The sequence below is a fragment of the Mesorhizobium sp. CU3 genome (assembly GCF_006442965.1).
GTDB lineage: Bacteria > Pseudomonadota > Alphaproteobacteria > Rhizobiales > Rhizobiaceae > Mesorhizobium.
On the sequence record NZ_VFWX01000002.1, the window covers coordinates 441,315 to 457,173 of the forward strand.

The following is a 15,859-nucleotide window of genomic DNA, read 5'->3' on the forward strand; positions in this document are numbered from 1 at the left end:
GCGATGTCGGGTTTCTTCATCAACCGGCCGATCTTCGCCTGGGTGATCGCCATCGTGATCATGCTGGGCGGCCTGCTCGCCCTGCAATCGCTGCCGATCTCGCAATATCCGCAGATTGCGCCGACAACGGTCAACATCAGCGCCAGCTATCCGGGCGCCGACGCCCAGACGGTCGAGAACTCGGTGACCAAGGTCATCGAGCAAGGCATGACCGGCATCGACAATCTCGACTATATGACGGCGACGTCGACCTCGACCGGCCAGGCTTCGATCACGCTGACCTTCACCAGCGCCGCCAACGCCGACACCGCCCAGGTGCAGACCCAGAACAAGTTGCAGCTGGTGCAGTCGCAGCTGCCGCAGGTGGTGCAGAGCAACGGCATCACCGTGTCCAAATCCTCGACCGGCTTCCTGATGGTCATCGGCTTCGTCTCCAGCGATGGCAAGATGAATTCGACCGACCTCGCCGACTATGTCGATTCAACCATCAACGACACGCTGAAGCGCGTCGAAGGCGTCGGCTCGACGCAGCTCTTCGGCTCCGGCTACGCCATGCGCATCTGGCTCGATCCCGACAAACTGGCGCAATACGCGCTGATGCCGAGCGATGTCGCGACCGCCATCGAGGCGCAGAACACACAGGTTTCAGCCGGCCAGCTCGGCGGCCTGCCGGCGCGCAAGGGCCAGCAGCTCAACGCCACGGTGACGGCCAAGAGCCGGCTGCAGACCGCCGAGCAGTTCCGCAACATCATCCTGAAGAGCAACACCGACGGCTCGCTGGTGCGGCTGAACGATGTCGCCAGTGTCGAGATCGGCGCTGAGAGCTACACCACGCAGGCTCACTACAACGGCAAGCCGGCGGCCGGTCTCGCGGTCAACCTGGCGACCGGCGCCAACGCCATCAGCACGGCGGAAGCGGTGCGCGCGACGATCAACCGGCTGAGCTCGACCTTCCCGCAAGGCGTCGAGGTCGTCTATCCTTACGACACCTCGCCCTTCGTGCGACTGTCGATCGAGGAAGTGGTGAAGACGCTGGCCGAAGCGATCGTGCTGGTGTTCCTGGTGATGTTCCTGTTCCTGCAGAACCTTCGCGCCACCATCATCCCGACCATTGCCGTTCCGGTCGTGCTGCTTGGCACCTTCGGCGTGCTCTCCTTCTTCGGCTATTCCATCAACACGCTGACTATGTTCGCCATGGTGCTGGCCATCGGCCTGCTCGTCGACGACGCCATCGTCGTGGTCGAGAATGTCGAGCGCGTCATGGCAGAGGAAGGCTTGCCGCCGAAAGAGGCGACGCGAAAATCGATGAACGAGATCACCGGCGCGCTGATCGGCATCGCCACCGTGTTGTCGGCCGTCTTCGTGCCGATGGCTTTCTTCGGCGGCTCGACGGGCATCATCTACCGGCAGTTCTCCGTCACCATCGTCTCGGCCATGGTGCTTTCGGTGCTGGTGGCGTTGGTGCTGACGCCGGCGCTCTGCGCCACCATCCTGCGGCCGCCCAAGAACCATGCGACGCAAAAAGGTCCGTTCGGCTGGTTCAACCGCGCCTTCGATCGCGGCACGACCGCCTATCGCGACGGCTCGCATGGCATCATCAACCGGTCGTGGCGCTTCCTTGCCGTGTTCCTCGCCATCGTCATCGGCATGGGCTGGATGTTCGCTCGCCTCCCGAGCTCGTTCCTGCCGGATGAGGACCAGGGCATCCTGATCACCAGCGCCTCGCTGCCGGTCGGCGCGACGCAGGACCGCACCGAGCGCGTGCTCGCCCAGGTGACCGACCATTATCTCAACCAGGAGAAGGACGCCGTCGAAGGCGTGTTCACCGCCTCTGGCTTCGGCTTCGGCGGCGCCGGCCAGAATGTCGGCATCGCCTTCGTGCGGCTGAAGGATTTCGACCTGCGCAAGTCGCCGGCCCTGGCGGCGCCCGCGGTTGCCGGCCGCGCCATGGGCGCCTTCCGGGCGATCAGGGATGCGCAGGTCTTCGCGCTCGCACCTCCGGCCATCCAGGGCTTCGGCAACACCAACGGTTTCGACTTCTACCTGCAGGACGTCAACGGCGCCGGGCATCAGGCGCTGATCCAGACGCGCAACCAGCTTCTGGGTCTCGCTGCCAAGAGCCCGTTGCTCGCCAACACCCGTCCCAACGGCCAGGAGGACCAGCCGCAATTCTCGGTCGACATCGACCAGGAAAAGGCGAGCGCGCTGGGCATCAGCCTGGCCGATATCAACAACACGCTGTCGACAGCCTGGGGCAGCGACTATGTCAACGACTTCATCGACCGCGGCCGGGTGAAGCCGGTCTATCTGCAGTCGGATCCGAATTTCCGCATGCAGCCGGAGGATCTGGACAAATGGCAGGTCCGCAATTCAGGCGGGTCGATGGTGCCGTTCTCGGCCTTCGCCTCCAGCCACTGGACCTATGGTTCGCCGCGGCTCGAGCGCTACAACGGCTCGGCCGCGGTCGAGATACAGGGCGCGGCGGCCGCAGGCCAGAGTTCGGGCGCCGCCATGGACGAGATCGACCGGCTGGTCGCGCAGCTGCCCGCCGGCTACTCGCATGAATGGACCGGACTGTCGCATCAGGAAAAGCTCTCCGGCAACCAGGCGATGTCGCTCTACGCGATCTCGGCGCTTGTCGTGTTCCTCTGCCTGGCGGCGCTCTACGAGAGCTGGTCGATCCCGTTCGCCGTCATGCTGTCGGTACCGATCGGCATCTTCGGCGCGCTGGCGGCCGCAACGCTGTTCGGCCAGACCAACGACGTCTATTTCAAGGTCGGCCTGCTCACCACGATCGGCCTCGCGGCCAAGAACGCCATCCTGATCGTCGAGTTCGCCATCGAACGGCAAGCGGCGGGCATGGGCCTGGTCGAGGCGACGCTTGAAGCGGCGCGACAACGCCTGCGACCGATCCTGATGACGTCGCTCGCTTTCATCCTCGGCGTCACGCCGCTGGCGATCGCCAGCGGCGCCGGCTCGGGCGCGCAGAACTCGGTCGGCATCGGCGTGATGGGCGGCATGATCGCGGCGACGGTGATCGGTGTCTTCCTGGTGCCGCTATTGTTCGTCACGGTGCGGCGCATCTTCAAGGGCAAGGCGGCCAAGCAGAATACAGGCGGGCAGGATACGGGTGGGCAGAACTCGGGCGGAACACAAGCCACAGCCACTCAAGAATAAGGTTCTTTCACATGACGGGTTTTTCACGCGGTCTCGCGACCGCGAACGGGCTCTTTTTGCCCGCGTTTACGGCTGCCCTGCTCTCCGGCTGCGTCGTCGGTCCAGACTACCAGAAGCCGCTGCTGGCGATGCCGGCGAGCTGGAGCGGGCTGAAGGCGGGAAAACCGGCAAAGCCGGCGCAACTGTCCAAATGGTGGCAGCGGCTGCGCGATCCCGAGTTGAACGCGCTCGTCGAGGAGGCGGTCGCCGGCAATCTCGATGTCGCCACCGCCAGGGCCAAGATCCGCGAAGCGCGCGCCAGCTACCGCCAGTCCGTTGGGACATTTTTTCCCTCGGCCGACGGCTCGGGGTCGGCCACCCGCAACCGGGTTTCCGCCACCTCTGCCGGCACCGTGGCCAGCGAAACATACGACCAATACCAGGCGGGCCTCGACGCCAGCTGGGAGATCGACCTGTTCGGCGCCAACCGCAGGGGCGTCGAGGCGGCGCGCTACGGGCTGGATGCATCCGAGGAGGAATTGCGTTCGACCCTTTTGACACTGGTCGGCGATGTCACCTCGAACTACATTCAGGCGCGCGGCTACCAGGCGCGCATCGCGCTCGCCAGGCGGTCAGCCGCCTCGCAAAGGGAGACCGCTCAGCTCACCCGCACCATGGCGCAGGCCGGTACGTCGACCGCCGCCGATGTGGCGAAGGCCGAGGGACAGGCGAGCAGCACGGAAGCCAGCGTTCCGAGCCTGGAAGCGGCCTATGCCGAGACGGTGCATCGCCTTTCCGTGCTAACCGGGCGGCCGCCGGCTTCGTTGAACGAGCGGCTGAAGCGGGTCGCGCCGATCCCGGCGCCGCGCCTGCCGATCCCGACCGGCGTGCCGGCCGATATCCTGCTCACCCGCCCGGACGTGCGCATGGCCGAGCGGCAGTACGCTCAATACACCGCCAAGATCGGCCAGGCCGAGGCGGCGCGCTATCCGAGCGTCAGCCTGACCGGCGACATCAGCACCACGGCGCTGAAACTCGGCGATCTCGGCAAGAACTCCACCATCGGCTGGTCCTTCGGCCCGACGCTCAGCGTGCCGCTGTTCAATGCCGGCCAGCTCGAGGCTGCCGTCGACGTCGCCAGAGCGCAGCGCGATCAGTATTTCATCGCCTATAAGGCCGCCGTGCTGACGGCGCTGGAAGATGTGGAGAACGCTTCCGTGTCGCTGTCGCAGGAGCGCATCAGAACCGGCAAGCTCGCCTCCTCGGCGAAATCCTATGGCGACGCCGCGCGGCTCGAAAGAACGCTCTACAAGGCCGGCGAATCGAGCCTTCTCGACGTGCTCGACGCCGAGCGCTCGGCCTATTCGGCCGAGGATTCCCTCTTGCAGAGCCGGGTGTCGGTCGCCACCGATTACATCGCGCTCAACAAGGCGCTTGGCGGCGGCTGGGACGGCACTATCGACAGCTCGAAACCCGAGATCGTCGATGTCGCCACCGGCCCACGGCTGGCGTCGAAGACTGAGTGAGGCACGGACCGCGATGTCCATCCACTGCTAACGGCACATACAAATCTCCGTGAGGCATGGCCGGAAGCAATAGCCCACTATATAACTGCGTCGTCGAGGTAATCACATGCAGAACGCTTACGATCTTGGAACCAATCTGGTTCGCCGTATCTACGAAAAGCGCATAGATGCACCGGCCATTCTCGATGCCGGCACGCATTTCCCCAACGCCGCGAAGTTCGCCGCCGCCTGGCAGGCGATCCGCGACGAGGCGCTTGCCGCAAAGCTGAACAAGGCGCCGCGCTTCCACGACATCATGCCGGAGCAGGCCGATATCTCGGCCAATGACGGCCTCGATTGGCGCATGTTCGTGCTCAAGGCCTATGACATGACGGTGCCGGAGAACCTGGCGCGGATGCCGGTGCTGAGCCGTCTGCTGAACGAGTGCCCCGAGGTCAAATCGGCGGCCGTCTCATTCCTCGCCCCTCACAAGCACATCCCTGCCCACCGCGGCCCGTTTCGCGGCATCATGCGCTTCCACCTCGGCCTCATGATCCCGAAGCAGGAGGACGGACGGCCGGCGACCATCATGATGATCAATCACGAGGAACGGCGCATCGCCGACGGCGAATGCATGCTGTGGGACGACACGTTCGAGCACGAGGTGATGAACAATTCGGACCAGCCGCGCGTCGCTCTTCTGCTCGACGTCTGGCGTCCGAAGATGCCGCTCGACATGGAAATCCTGTCGCGCGTCATCGTGCGCGGCGTGCAGGTGGGAATGCGCTACAGGGGCGTGTCGTTCGGCGGCTGATCGCAGGGCGACCGACGGTTAGGCTCGCGCCTCGCGATATGTCCCTGCCCCGCTGCCGCGCTTGCCGGGAAACATCGCGTCGCGCGCCAGCAATCCGCTGACGCGGCAGAAGGCTGCGAAGGCGCGGCAGGCTTCCTCGGTGCTCGCCACGTCGACCGTGGCGCCGAAGCAGGCATTGAAGGCCGCTTCGTAGATCTTGCCCTGGCGGCGCTTCGGCCAGTCTTGCAGGAAGTCGAGCGCCTGCTCGACGCTGTAGATTTCCTCGACCGGCAGGCCGGGCGCGGGCGTAATGCGCACCGGCACCTCGAATTGCAGTCTGTCCATTCCCTGTCTCCCGAACTGGTGTAGCCGGAGCAACGCCGCTCGTTCCGAAAAGTTGCTTTTCGGCCTTCTGACTCGCAAATGTGACCTCAGTGCGGTCAACAATCCGTCACCGTTGCATCAGATCGGCGTCCAGGTGGATCGGCGCCGGCCGCATTGCCAATGCCGGGTTTCCACCGTATTGCCGGGCCGTCGCAGCTGCCGTGGGCGCAAAAAGATGAGCGAAATCCGGGTCGAATCTCTGGTCAAGCGTTACGGCGACACCGCCGCGCTCGATGGCGTCTCGCTGGCCTTTCCGGAAGGCTCCTTCACGGCGCTGCTCGGCCCTTCCGGCTGCGGCAAGACGACGATGCTCAGGCTGATTGCCGGCTTCGAGGCGCCGAGCGAGGGCAGCGTGTTCTTCGGCGATGCGCTTGTCGCCGATCCGAAACGGCAATTGCCGCCCGAGGCGCGCAATGTCGGCGTGGTCTTCCAGTCCTATGCGCTGTGGCCGCATATGGATGTCGCCGAGAACGTCGCCTACCCGCTCAAGGCCAGGCACGTCGCTGCCGCCGACATCCCTGGCCGCGTCGCTTCGGTGCTCGACATTGTCGGCCTCGGCGGCTTCGCCAAGCGCCGCATCGACGAATTGTCGGGCGGCCAGCGGCAGCGCGTGGCGCTGGCCCGCTGCCTGGTCGCCGAGGCCAGGATCATCCTGTTCGACGAGCCGCTCGCCAATCTCGACATGCATCTGCGCTCCGCCATGGTCGACGCCTTTCGCGAGATCCATCGCCGCGCCGGCGCCACCATCGTCTATGTCACGCATGACCAGGCCGAAGCGCTGGCGCTTGCCGACCGCGTCGCTGTGATGAGCAAGGGGAAACTTCTGCAGGCGGCGACGCCGCAGGACATCTATCGCTCGCCGGCCGATGCCGCGGTCGCCGGCTTCGTCGGCCGTGGCAGCCTGCTGTCGGGCGACGCAGTCGACCATTCCGGCCAAACCGCGACGATCGACATCGCCGGCCATCGTCTTGCGGCGCGCAGCCACGGCCAGCCGCAAGGCGCGGTCAAGGTGCTGTTGCGGCCGGAAGCCTTGCGCATCGCCTCGGAAGGGCTGCCCGCCACGGTGCTGAACAGCGTCTATCGCGGTCCGGTGCACGAGGTGCGGCTGGCGCTTGCAGATCCCGGCCAGCAGTTGATGGTCGACAGCACCGAACCGCTAACGGCGGGCCAGCTTGTACATGTCGCGGTGTCCGATGCCTGGGTGGTGCCGGGCGCCTGAGCGCTGCTATCGGCCTACCGCCAGGGTAGAACGCCAGCAGGCAGGCGCCTGCCCAATCGATCGAGGGTCAAAAGGAGCACGACCACCACGACGATTGTGGACACCGCGATCGCCGCGGCTTGCGTGCCGAGCCCCGCCTCTTCCAGGCTGAACAGCACCACACCCAGCGTCTCCTTGCCGCTCGACCACAGCAGCGCCGACACCGTCAATTCGTTGAAGGCGCTCATGAAGACAAGCAGTCCGCCCGCCACCGCCGCAGGCGCGGCAAGCGGCGCGGTGATCGTCCACAGCCGCCGGAAGGGACCGGCGCCGGAAACGGCCGCGGCCTCTTCGAGATCGCGCGGGATCTGCCCGACCGCCGTCGTCACCGGCTTCAGCGCCAGCGTCAGGAAGCGCATCGCATAGGCGATCAGGATGATCGAGGCCGTCGCGTAAAGGCTGCCGATCAACGGCAGCGGCCGCAGGAACAGCAGGATGCAGGCGATCGCCAGCACCACGCCGGGGATCGAGTAAGGCAGGTCCACGATGCCGCCGAGGATGCGCCGCCAGCGCCGGTCGAAGCGTTCCAGCCGCGCCGCCATCGGAATGACCGCCAAGGCGAGGATCAGCGAGGCACCGCCGGCGAAGAGCAGCGAGTTGCGGAAGGCGCGCACGGTCGACGCTTGCCGTACCAGCACTTCCGTATAATTCGCGATGGTCGCCGTCTGCGGACCGAGCGGCACGCCGAAGGACGGCACCAGCGACGTCGCCAGCAGCGCGCAGGCGGGGAGCACCAGCGTCAAGCCGATCACCAGCCAGCCGAGACAGGCAAGCGGCAGGCGGTAGCGTCCGAGCTCGAATTGCGCCGGCTTGCCGGCGGCGATGCGATGGCCCGAGCCGCGCAACGCCATTGATTGGAACGCCATGCCTACCAACGCCAGCGCGCCGACCAATACCGAAAGTGCTGCGATCTGCGGCAGCACGCTCGGTCCGAAGCTCGACAGATCCTGATAGATCAAGGTCGGCAGCGTCAGGTAGTTGAGCGGCATGCCGAGCAGCGCAGGGATGCCGAAATTGCCGACGCCGGAGACGAAGGCGAGCGCCGCTGCCGCCACGACATAGGGCCGCGCCACCGGCAGCACGATGGTGCGCAACACGCCGAGCGGCCGCGCCCCGCAGGCGCGCGCCGCCTCGACCAGGTCGCGCGGCACCCGCGACAGCCCTGCCCGCATGGTGATGAAGACGATCGGCGCATGCTGGACACCGAAGAGCAGGATGATGCCGCCGCGGCCGAGCATCGGATTGCCGGTGCCCGGCGGCGGCGCGAGGCCAAGCATGCCGAGCAGCGTGCTCGATGGGCCGAAAAGATGCAGCCAGGCCAGCGCCGTGACCTGCGGCGCGATCATCAGCGGCAACAGCAAAAGGAAGCCGAGTGGCTTGCGTCCCGGCAGATCGGTCGTCGTCACCGCGATGGCGAATGGGATGCCGATGCACAGCGCCAACGCCGCGCCGAAGACGGAGGTATCGAGCGTGTGCCACATCGCCCGCAAGGCAGCCGGCTTCATCAGCCTCTCGGCAAAGGCGCCGAAATCGACCGCGCCGCCGGGCGCGATCGCCGCGAGGACGAGGCGCGCCATCGGCAGCAGGCTGAGCACGGCGATGACCAGAAGCACGGCAAGCGCCGACAGACGCTGGCCGACCATCGCGTTCCGGGATGCCAGATCGCCGGGCGGCGAGGCCGGCCCAACGATCCGATTTTCCGCAGTGGTCAAAATTGCTTCCTGGCCGCTTACTGGCTCATCGTCTCGCTGAACTTTTCCTTGTTCTGCGCGTCGTTGGCGAGCGCTGCCGCGGCGTCATAGTCCAGCACCTTGATGGCGGAGCGGTCCGGATAGCCGGCCGGCAGCGCGACATCGGCGCGGGCCGGGATATAGCCCATCTTGGCGGCCACTTCCTGCCCATCCTTCGACAGCAGGAAATCAACAAAGGCCTTTGCCGCTTCCTGGTTTTTGGCGGTGGACAGGATCGCGACCGGCTCGGTGACGGCCGACACGCCTTCCTTCGGGAACACGAATTCGACCGGCGCGCCCTTGGCCTTCTCGCGGATCGGCATGTAGTCGACGATCATGCCGAACAGCTTGTCGCCGCCGCTGACGGCTTTCAGCACATCGCCATTGCCGCCGCTCGCCTGCGCACCGTTCTTGGCCAGCGCGCCGTAATAGTCCCAGCCCTCCGGCAGGTTGCCGGTAAGCGTCACGGCATGGATCATCGCCGCGCCCGAGGTCAGCGGGCTCGGCATCGCGATCAGGCCCTTGGCTTCCGGCTTCTTCAAATCTTCCCAGCTCGTCGGCACGAAAGGCGCCTTGGTGTTGTAGACGATGCCGGTGGTGATCAGCTTGGTCGAGAAATAGGTCTTGTCCTTGTCGTAGAGCGCGGCGTCGAAGCCGTCGACCTTCGCCTCAGGATAGGCAAGCAGCCGGCCTTCCTTCTTGAGGCCTTCCATGGTCACCACATCGGCGATCAGAAGCACGTCGGCCTGCGGCTGGCCGGCCTCGATCTCAGCATGGAGCTTCGCCAGGATCTTCGGCGTGCCATCGCGCACCCAGTCGACCTTGATGACGGGATTCTTCGCCATGAAGGCATCGACGGTCTGCTGCGCGTCGGTGTTGGGCTGGCTGGTGTAGAGCACCAGCGTGCCGTCGGCGGCGGAGGCGCCGGCCACGGTGGAAGCCAGCAATAGGGCGGCGAAAACGATCTGGCGCATGGAAATACCTGTCTTGATCACAGCTGAGGGAAGTCCGGCAAACCGCCGGGGCTGAAAACCTGACTAAGGCCGCAGGATAACCATTATGTGACAGGGCGATGCAACCGGCATCGCCCTGTCCAATGTCGCTTCACTTGTGCGCCTACTGGTTCGCGGGATCCGTCTCCGCCTCATAGGCCATGCGGCAAACCACCATCAGAAAATAGGCCGAAGGCACGGCGAAGATAGCGCCGAGCACCATCGCGGATGTTCCTTCCATGCGAAGCGTCGCCGCAACGGCCCAATAGACCGTGCCGATGCAGATGACCGCCTGCACAGTGAGAAAGGACGCGGCCGATACCGCCCGGGTGAGTGTCTTGAATGTCTTGATGCGTTGCATTGAATGATATCCGAACTGACGCGCACGCGACCGGCGGACGGCTGCAAGCCGTCGCCGGGTCGCGACGCGAAGGAATGTCTTTGGTTTGGGTGCCGCGCTTGCGGCTCAGGCCTATGCTGCGGGTGGCGCGCGTGGCTGGTTGGTGCGCGCTTGCGGCGCCGCCGCAAAAGCGAGGACGACGGCCGTTTTGACCGGCGACGCCTTGCAGAGGATTAGGAATTCGGATGCGGGCAGCAGCGCGCCGGGGTTGCCGCTGACCAGCTTGACGGGCAGTGGCCGGCCGACGCGGACTTCAAGGCCCTGCGCCTTGCCGGCACCCCGCGGTAGCGCAATCGTATCGCCCTGCCGGGCACTGCTGATGCTGGGGCTGCCCGCCGCGCCGATCTGCGACGCCGAGATGTCCGCCTGGGCCAAAGCAAGCAGCGCAAGCATCAGCAGCGCGACCAGGCCCGCTCCCGCGGTCCTGACTGCCAACAGCTTTGATCTCACGCGTTCAGACGCCATCAGAGGCAAGATTTTCTCCGGATACCCAATCCGCCCTACCCCACGAAGCCGCAAAAGGAAAGCTTCGCCTCCGCTCACAGTTCCGGTGAAACATGCCCGGTAAGGCGCGCAAACGCAGTTCGTTCTTGAACCTTGCGGCTTCCAGTGCCAAATCTGAGGAAACTTTCCTTGCATCGGCTCCCACGATGGGCCGGCACCCTGAACGGACAAAATGGTTACCTATCTCGACGCCTCGACAGCCCCGTTACGCAACACTGGCCAGATAAGGCTCTATGGCGAGGAAGGCTTTGCCGGCATGCGCAAGGCCTGTGATCTCACCGCGCGCTGCCTCGACCAGCTCGTCCCGATGGTTGAGCCCGGCGTGACGACCGAGGCCATCGACCGCTTCGTCTTCGAATTCGGCATGGACCATGGCGCGCTGCCGGCGACGCTCAACTATCGCGGCTACACCAAATCGTCCTGCACCTCGATCAACCACGTTGTCTGCCATGGCATTCCGGACAACAAGCCGCTGAAGGATGGCGACATCGTCAACATCGACGTCACCTATATCCTCGACGGTTGGCACGGCGATTCCTCGCGCATGTATCCGGTCGGCACCATCAAGCGCGCCGCCGAGCGCCTGCTCGAAGTGACCTATGAATGCCTGATGCGCGGCATCGCCGCGATCAGGCCCGGCGCCCGCACCGGGGCCATCGGCGCCGCGATCCAGACCTATGCCGAAGCCGAGCGCTGCTCTGTGGTGCGCGACTTCTGCGGCCACGGCGTCGGCCAGCTCTTCCACGACGCGCCGAACATCCTGCACTACGGCACCGCCAACGAGGGCGTCGAAATGCGGCCCGGCATGATTTTTACCGTCGAGCCGATGATCAATCTGGGCCGCCCGCATGTGAAGGTGCTGTCGGACGGCTGGACGGCGGTGACCCGCGACCGGTCGCTCTCGGCGCAATACGAGCACACGATCGGCGTCACCGACACCGGCTGCGAGATCTTCACCCTCTCACCGAAGAAGCTCGACCGGCCTGGTTTGCCTGTTTAGGCCTGTCGCAATTCGGCCCACGCCAAGGCGAAGCGCTTAGAGCAGCCCCCTCACCTTGGCCAGGATGTCCTCCGACAGCGCCGAAACCAGTGCCTTGTCGGCGCCTTTGCTGGGGATAAGGACGAACTCCACGTCCTCCAACTGCGGCAGGCGTCCGGACGGGATTTCTTTCAGACCGGACGGGGACATGCTTTGCGGCTGCACGAGAACCCCCATGCCGGCGCGAGCGGCTGCGGTCAGCCCGCTCAGGCTGCCGCAGGTGCATACGATGCGCCAGGGCATCCGGTGCCGTTCGAGCACTTCGAGCGCGATGCTGCGCGTGACGCTCGGCGGCGGAAAGGCAATCAACGGCAGCGCCGAGAGCGAAAGCACATGGTCGGGATCGCGGGCGAGCCAGACGAGAGGCTCGCGATAGACCAGCCGCCCGCGTGTGTCGCCCAGCCGGCGCTTTCCCAGCACGAGGTCGAGTTCGCCCTTGTCCTGCATCTCGTAGAGGGTGCCGCTGAGCGCCACGGTCAGCTCAAGATCGACAGAAGGATGGGAGCGGCCGAAATCCTCCAGCACCGATGGCAGCCGGCTGGTCACGAAGTCCTCGGAGACGCCGAGCCGCAACGTGCCCCGCAGCCTCTGCACGGCGAACAGCGCATTCACCTGCCCCTCGATCGACAGAATGGTGCGGGCATGGCCGAGCAAGGCCTCGCCGTCCCTGGTCAGCACCACCTTATGCGTGTCCCGCGCCAGCAACTGCCTGCCGACCGCCGTCTCCAGCTTGCGGATGTGCTGGCTGACCGTTGATTGCCCCAAACCCAGCCTGTCGGCGGCAAGCGTGAAACTTCCCATCTGCTCGACGGTGACGAAGCTGCGCAATTGGACGAGATCGAGCATCGATATCCTGAATCACGATAACTGTTATTGCTTGTATCCTGTTTCGCAATGCAGGAAAAGGCAGCGATTCGACTTGGGAACACGCCATGCGCCGCTTTCTGCCTGACACCTTTCTGATCCTGCTGCTGTGCACCGTCGCTCTCGCATCGGTCTTGCCGGCAAGCGGCGTCTTCGCCAAATGGTTCGCGGTCGCGACCGATTTCGCGATCGCGCTTCTGTTCTTCCTTCATGGCGCCAGGCTGTCGCGCGACGTGGTCATCGCCGGCCTGACGCACTGGCGCCTGCATCTCGTCATCCTGCTGACGACCTTCGGCCTGTTCCCGCTGCTGGGTCTGGCGTTCGGCTTTCTGCCTGCCTCCATCCTGCCCAAGCCGCTCTATCTCGGCATCTTGTTCCTCTGTGTCCTGCCGTCCACGGTGCAGTCGTCGATCGCGTTCACTTCGATGGCCGGCGGCAATGTTCCCGCGGCCATATGTTCGGCATCGGCTTCCAACATCTTCGGCATGGTGCTGACCCCCCTGCTTGTTGGCGTGCTCTTTTCGGCCGGCGGACATGGCGGGTTCTCCTGGGACGCGGTGAGCCAGATCCTGGTGCAGCTGCTGCTGCCCTTTGCGCTGGGGCAGCTCCTTGAGCCCCGCATCGGCAACTGGATCCGCGCCCGCAAGACGCTGCTGATGCCGGTCGATCGCGGCTCGATCCTGATGGTCGTCTATCTCGCTTTCAGCACCGCCGTCGTCGAGGGGCTGTGGCACCAGTTCTCGCTGCGCGACATTGCCGTGGTCGCCGTCGCCGAGATGATACTGCTTGGCCTGGTGCTCGTGACCACGGCCTTTGGCAGCCCGCTGCTTGGATTCGACAAGGCGGACCAGATCACCGTAACCTTCTGCGGCTCGAAGAAGAGCCTGGCGAGCGGCGTGCCGATGGCCAATGTCATCTTTGCCGGCCAGGGCGTCGGCGCGATCGTCCTGCCGCTGATGCTGTTTCATCAGATGCAGCTCATGGTCTGCGCCATGATCGCCCAGAGATATGCCAGGGCAGCGCGTTCGCGTGTTGCGCCGCAGGCCGCGGCCGCCACCGCGGCCGTCCCCGCTGACGCGGATCAAGTCGGCGCTGCACGTAAAGGCGAACCCCTGCCAGCGGAAACCGCTTAACACTTTGCCTTGGATTGCTTTAGTCTTCGCCTCGAAGCCTGAGGGGGAGTTGGCGGGCCATGGGAAAAGTCGAAGACGAACGGGCGTTCTTTTCCGAAGCCTGGGTCGAGCCGCCGCAAAAGCCTCGGGAAAAGACCGTGGCAGCGGAAAAGCCGCATTACCACGGCCACCGCGACCGCCTGCGCGAGCGCTTCGTGGCGGGCGGACCGGACGCCCTGCCCGACTACGAACTGCTCGAATTGCTGCTCTTCCGGCTGATCCCGCGCGTCGACACCAAGCCAATCGCCAAGGCGCTGATCGCCCGGTTCGGTTCGCTGGCCGAAGTGCTCGGCGCGCCGACGTCGTTGCTTGAAGAGGTTAAGGGCATCGGACCCACGGTGGCCATTGATATCAAGATCGTCGCCGCCACCGCCCAGCGCATGGCGCGCGGCGAGGTGCGCGGCCGCGAGGTGCTGGGGAACTGGACGCAACTGCTCGACTATTGCCGCTCGGCCATGGCCTTCGAGGCCCGCGAGCAGTTCCGCATCCTCTTCCTCGACAAGAAGAACGGGCTGATCGCCGACGAGGTGCAGCAGACCGGCACCGTCGACCACACGCCTGTTTATCCGCGCGAAGTGGTCAAGCGCGCGCTCGAGCTCTCCGCCAGCGCCGTCATCCTGGTGCACAACCACCCGTCAGGCGATCCCACGCCATCCCGCGCGGACATCGAGATGACCAAGCAGGTCATCGAAACGGCTAAGCCGCTCGGCATCGCCGTGCACGACCACATCATCATCGGCCGCAAGGGCAATGCGTCGATGAAGGGGCTGCTGCTGATCTAGCCTCCACGAACAGGGGACAAAAACCGACATGCTTGAACAAGCCGACGCGCCATGGTCGTTCGACAAGGAGCGTGCCGCCCTGCTGGTCATCGACATGCAGAGCGACTTCGTCGACGAAGGCGCCGTCATGGAAGTCGCCATGGCGCGGCTGCGCGTTCCGGTGATGCGGCGGGTGGTCGAGCTCTGCCGAGGCGCCGACATCCCCGTAATCTACACGCAGCATGTGCTGAGCGACCGCTTCGACATCTCTCCGCTCGAAACCGCCTACCAGCCCAGGCTAAAAACCACCGGCATGCGCGAAGGCAGCGCCGGCGCGGAGATCGTCGCCGAGTTGGCGCCACTGCCGGGTGACGTCGTCATCAAGAAGCATCGCTATGACGCCTTCCACAACACGCAGCTGGAGACGGTGCTGCGTAACATTCGCGGCGCCGGTCGGGTCGATACGGTAATTATCATCGGCACCGTCACCAGCATCTGCTGCGAATCCACAGCCCGCAGCGCCTTCATGCGCGACTACAAGGTCGTCTTCGTCGGCGACGCCAATGGCGGTCTGGACGAGGCCTCGCATCGGGCAACGCTCAGCATCATCGGTAAGGTGTTCGGACGCGTGATGACGGTGGATGAACTCGCCAGGCTATTTTGAGCGATAAGCGCTCAAGGCGGATCGATCTTACAGCTTGCAGCGATCTGGCCGATCGCCTCGGACAGGCCGGCGAGCTCGAAATCGGCCTCGCCGCGCCCGGACAACAGGCCGAAGCGCCATGACAGGGTGAGCCGGTTGGCCGAAACCAGCCGCTTGATGCCGTCGTCTCCGTCGCGGACCAGCATTCTGCCGCGCGACCCGACCGACCAGCTTTCGTCGAATTTACTGCCGCCGTCGACGACGACCGAGATGGTGATCTTGCGGCTCGCCGAAACGGCATCGTTGAGTTGCAGCCATTCGCTCCAGCGTGGATCGCCGTCCGGCCGGCACGCCAATGTCAGCACCGGACTGTAGCCCAGGGCCCCGCCACCGGTGATGAGCTTGTTGCTGGCATGCAGCGATGCCGTGACCTGGCCGTCGCTGCCGGTGTCGACGCGCCAGTTGCCGAGAGCCGGCTCGGCCCGGGCGGCGCTGCCGGCCGCGGCCAACAAGAGCGCTGCGGCGAATGCCACGTCTCTCATCATCAACCCCAGCCTCACAAAATGCCTCCAAGCACGCCCTGCGCATGCGATGAAAAGCAGATAATGTTCAACGGTTGGTATCGCCAGCGGCAGGCCGTCAAGACAAGCTGCGTGTG

15 protein-coding genes are annotated in these 15,859 nt (G+C 65.1%); 8 read left to right on the plus strand and 7 right to left on the minus strand.

Going from position 1 to position 15,859, the window contains the following annotated elements:
* The first annotated feature begins 3 nt into the window (after window positions 1-3).
* The 3 genes from FJ988_RS05555 (at window position 4) to FJ988_RS05565 (ending at window position 5,475) form a co-directional block, all read left to right on the plus strand.
* Window positions 4-3,177, plus strand: a complete 3,174-nt coding sequence (locus tag FJ988_RS05555) for an efflux RND transporter permease subunit (protein ID WP_140815754.1) — start codon at window positions 4-6, stop codon at window positions 3,175-3,177.
* An 11-nt stretch (window positions 3,178-3,188) separates the two neighbouring features.
* Window positions 3,189-4,682 carry an efflux transporter outer membrane subunit gene (locus FJ988_RS05560; RefSeq protein WP_140815755.1) on the plus strand — a complete coding sequence of 498 codons (1,494 nt, stop codon included), beginning with the start codon at window positions 3,189-3,191 and terminating at the stop codon, window positions 4,680-4,682.
* Between the two features lie 106 nt (window positions 4,683-4,788).
* Complete coding sequence (locus FJ988_RS05565) at window positions 4,789-5,475, plus strand: aspartyl/asparaginyl beta-hydroxylase domain-containing protein (protein ID WP_140815756.1); 687 nt, start codon at window positions 4,789-4,791, stop codon at window positions 5,473-5,475.
* Between the two features lie 18 nt (window positions 5,476-5,493).
* On the opposite strand, the gene FJ988_RS05570 is transcribed toward FJ988_RS05565, so the two are convergent.
* The gene (locus FJ988_RS05570; RefSeq protein WP_140815757.1) at window positions 5,494-5,799 is read right to left on the minus strand and encodes a DUF982 domain-containing protein; all 306 of its coding nucleotides are present in this window, start codon (window positions 5,797-5,799) and stop codon (window positions 5,494-5,496) included.
* 214 nt (window positions 5,800-6,013) lie between these two features.
* Here FJ988_RS05570 and FJ988_RS05575 point away from each other — a divergent pair, with 214 nt between their 5' ends.
* Window positions 6,014-7,057 carry an ABC transporter ATP-binding protein gene (locus FJ988_RS05575; protein WP_140815758.1) on the plus strand — a complete coding sequence of 348 codons (1,044 nt, stop codon included), beginning with the start codon at window positions 6,014-6,016 and terminating at the stop codon, window positions 7,055-7,057.
* 14 nt (window positions 7,058-7,071) lie between these two features.
* Here the strand turns inward: FJ988_RS05575 and FJ988_RS05580 are convergent, their stop codons facing one another.
* From FJ988_RS05580 to FJ988_RS05595, 4 genes are all read right to left on the minus strand, one after another.
* Window positions 7,072-8,739: an iron ABC transporter permease gene (locus FJ988_RS05580; protein WP_140815861.1), complete on the minus strand. Its 1,668-nt coding sequence runs from the start codon at window positions 8,737-8,739 to the stop codon at window positions 7,072-7,074.
* A gap of 86 nt (window positions 8,740-8,825) precedes the next feature.
* Window positions 8,826-9,800 carry an ABC transporter substrate-binding protein gene (locus FJ988_RS05585; RefSeq protein WP_140815759.1) on the minus strand — a complete coding sequence of 325 codons (975 nt, stop codon included), beginning with the start codon at window positions 9,798-9,800 and terminating at the stop codon, window positions 8,826-8,828.
* 142 nt (window positions 9,801-9,942) lie between these two features.
* A complete protein-coding gene (locus FJ988_RS05590; protein ID WP_140815760.1) occupies window positions 9,943-10,179 on the minus strand; it encodes a hypothetical protein in 237 nt (78 codons plus the stop codon).
* 111 nt (window positions 10,180-10,290) lie between these two features.
* Window positions 10,291-10,653 (minus strand): hypothetical protein, encoded by a 363-nt coding sequence (locus FJ988_RS05595; protein WP_246688436.1) that lies wholly within the window; start codon window positions 10,651-10,653, stop codon window positions 10,291-10,293.
* A gap of 241 nt (window positions 10,654-10,894) precedes the next feature.
* Here FJ988_RS05595 and map point away from each other — a divergent pair, with 241 nt between their 5' ends.
* Window positions 10,895-11,722: a type I methionyl aminopeptidase gene (map, locus tag FJ988_RS05600; RefSeq protein WP_140815762.1), complete on the plus strand. Its 828-nt coding sequence runs from the start codon at window positions 10,895-10,897 to the stop codon at window positions 11,720-11,722.
* Window positions 11,723-11,758: 36 nt separating this feature from the next.
* Here the strand turns inward: map and FJ988_RS05605 are convergent, their stop codons facing one another.
* Window positions 11,759-12,607: a LysR family transcriptional regulator gene (locus FJ988_RS05605; protein WP_140815763.1), complete on the minus strand. Its 849-nt coding sequence runs from the start codon at window positions 12,605-12,607 to the stop codon at window positions 11,759-11,761.
* Between the two features lie 86 nt (window positions 12,608-12,693).
* Between FJ988_RS05605 and FJ988_RS05610 the strand changes: the two genes are divergently transcribed.
* From FJ988_RS05610 to FJ988_RS05620, 3 genes are read left to right on the plus strand one after another with little or no spacing between them, the layout of a single operon-like run.
* Complete coding sequence (locus tag FJ988_RS05610; protein WP_246688437.1) at window positions 12,694-13,758, plus strand: bile acid:sodium symporter family protein; 1,065 nt, start codon at window positions 12,694-12,696, stop codon at window positions 13,756-13,758.
* A 59-nt stretch (window positions 13,759-13,817) separates the two neighbouring features.
* Window positions 13,818-14,579 (plus strand): DNA repair protein RadC, encoded by a 762-nt coding sequence (gene radC, locus FJ988_RS05615; RefSeq protein ID WP_140815764.1) that lies wholly within the window; start codon window positions 13,818-13,820, stop codon window positions 14,577-14,579.
* Between the two features lie 28 nt (window positions 14,580-14,607).
* Window positions 14,608-15,222: an isochorismatase family protein gene (locus tag FJ988_RS05620; RefSeq protein WP_140815765.1), complete on the plus strand. Its 615-nt coding sequence runs from the start codon at window positions 14,608-14,610 to the stop codon at window positions 15,220-15,222.
* A gap of 11 nt (window positions 15,223-15,233) precedes the next feature.
* On the opposite strand, the gene FJ988_RS05625 is transcribed toward FJ988_RS05620, so the two are convergent.
* The gene (locus FJ988_RS05625; protein ID WP_246688438.1) at window positions 15,234-15,743 is read right to left on the minus strand and encodes a type VI secretion protein; all 510 of its coding nucleotides are present in this window, start codon (window positions 15,741-15,743) and stop codon (window positions 15,234-15,236) included.
* Between the last annotated feature and the right edge of the window lie 116 nt (window positions 15,744-15,859).

Coding starts and splice junctions, on each gene's coding strand:
- FJ988_RS05555 (WP_140815754.1), top strand. CDS start 4: ATGTCGGGTTTCTTCATCAACCGGCCGATCTTCGCCTGGGTGATCGCC.
- FJ988_RS05560 (WP_140815755.1), top strand. CDS start 3,189: ATGACGGGTTTTTCACGCGGTCTCGCGACCGCGAACGGGCTCTTTTTG.
- FJ988_RS05565 (WP_140815756.1), top strand. CDS start 4,789: ATGCAGAACGCTTACGATCTTGGAACCAATCTGGTTCGCCGTATCTAC.
- FJ988_RS05570 (WP_140815757.1), bottom strand. CDS start 5,799: ATGGACAGACTGCAATTCGAGGTGCCGGTGCGCATTACGCCCGCGCCC.
- FJ988_RS05575 (WP_140815758.1), top strand. CDS start 6,014: ATGAGCGAAATCCGGGTCGAATCTCTGGTCAAGCGTTACGGCGACACC.
- FJ988_RS05580 (WP_140815861.1), bottom strand. CDS start 8,739: ATGGTCGGCCAGCGTCTGTCGGCGCTTGCCGTGCTTCTGGTCATCGCC.
- FJ988_RS05585 (WP_140815759.1), bottom strand. CDS start 9,800: ATGCGCCAGATCGTTTTCGCCGCCCTATTGCTGGCTTCCACCGTGGCC.
- FJ988_RS05590 (WP_140815760.1), bottom strand. CDS start 10,179: ATGCAACGCATCAAGACATTCAAGACACTCACCCGGGCGGTATCGGCC.
- map (WP_140815762.1), top strand. CDS start 10,895: ATGGTTACCTATCTCGACGCCTCGACAGCCCCGTTACGCAACACTGGC.
- FJ988_RS05605 (WP_140815763.1), bottom strand. CDS start 12,607: ATGCTCGATCTCGTCCAATTGCGCAGCTTCGTCACCGTCGAGCAGATG.
- FJ988_RS05610 (WP_246688437.1), top strand. CDS start 12,694: ATGCGCCGCTTTCTGCCTGACACCTTTCTGATCCTGCTGCTGTGCACC.
- radC (WP_140815764.1), top strand. CDS start 13,818: ATGGGAAAAGTCGAAGACGAACGGGCGTTCTTTTCCGAAGCCTGGGTC.
- FJ988_RS05620 (WP_140815765.1), top strand. CDS start 14,608: ATGCTTGAACAAGCCGACGCGCCATGGTCGTTCGACAAGGAGCGTGCC.
- FJ988_RS05625 (WP_246688438.1), bottom strand. CDS start 15,743: ATGAGAGACGTGGCATTCGCCGCAGCGCTCTTGTTGGCCGCGGCCGGC.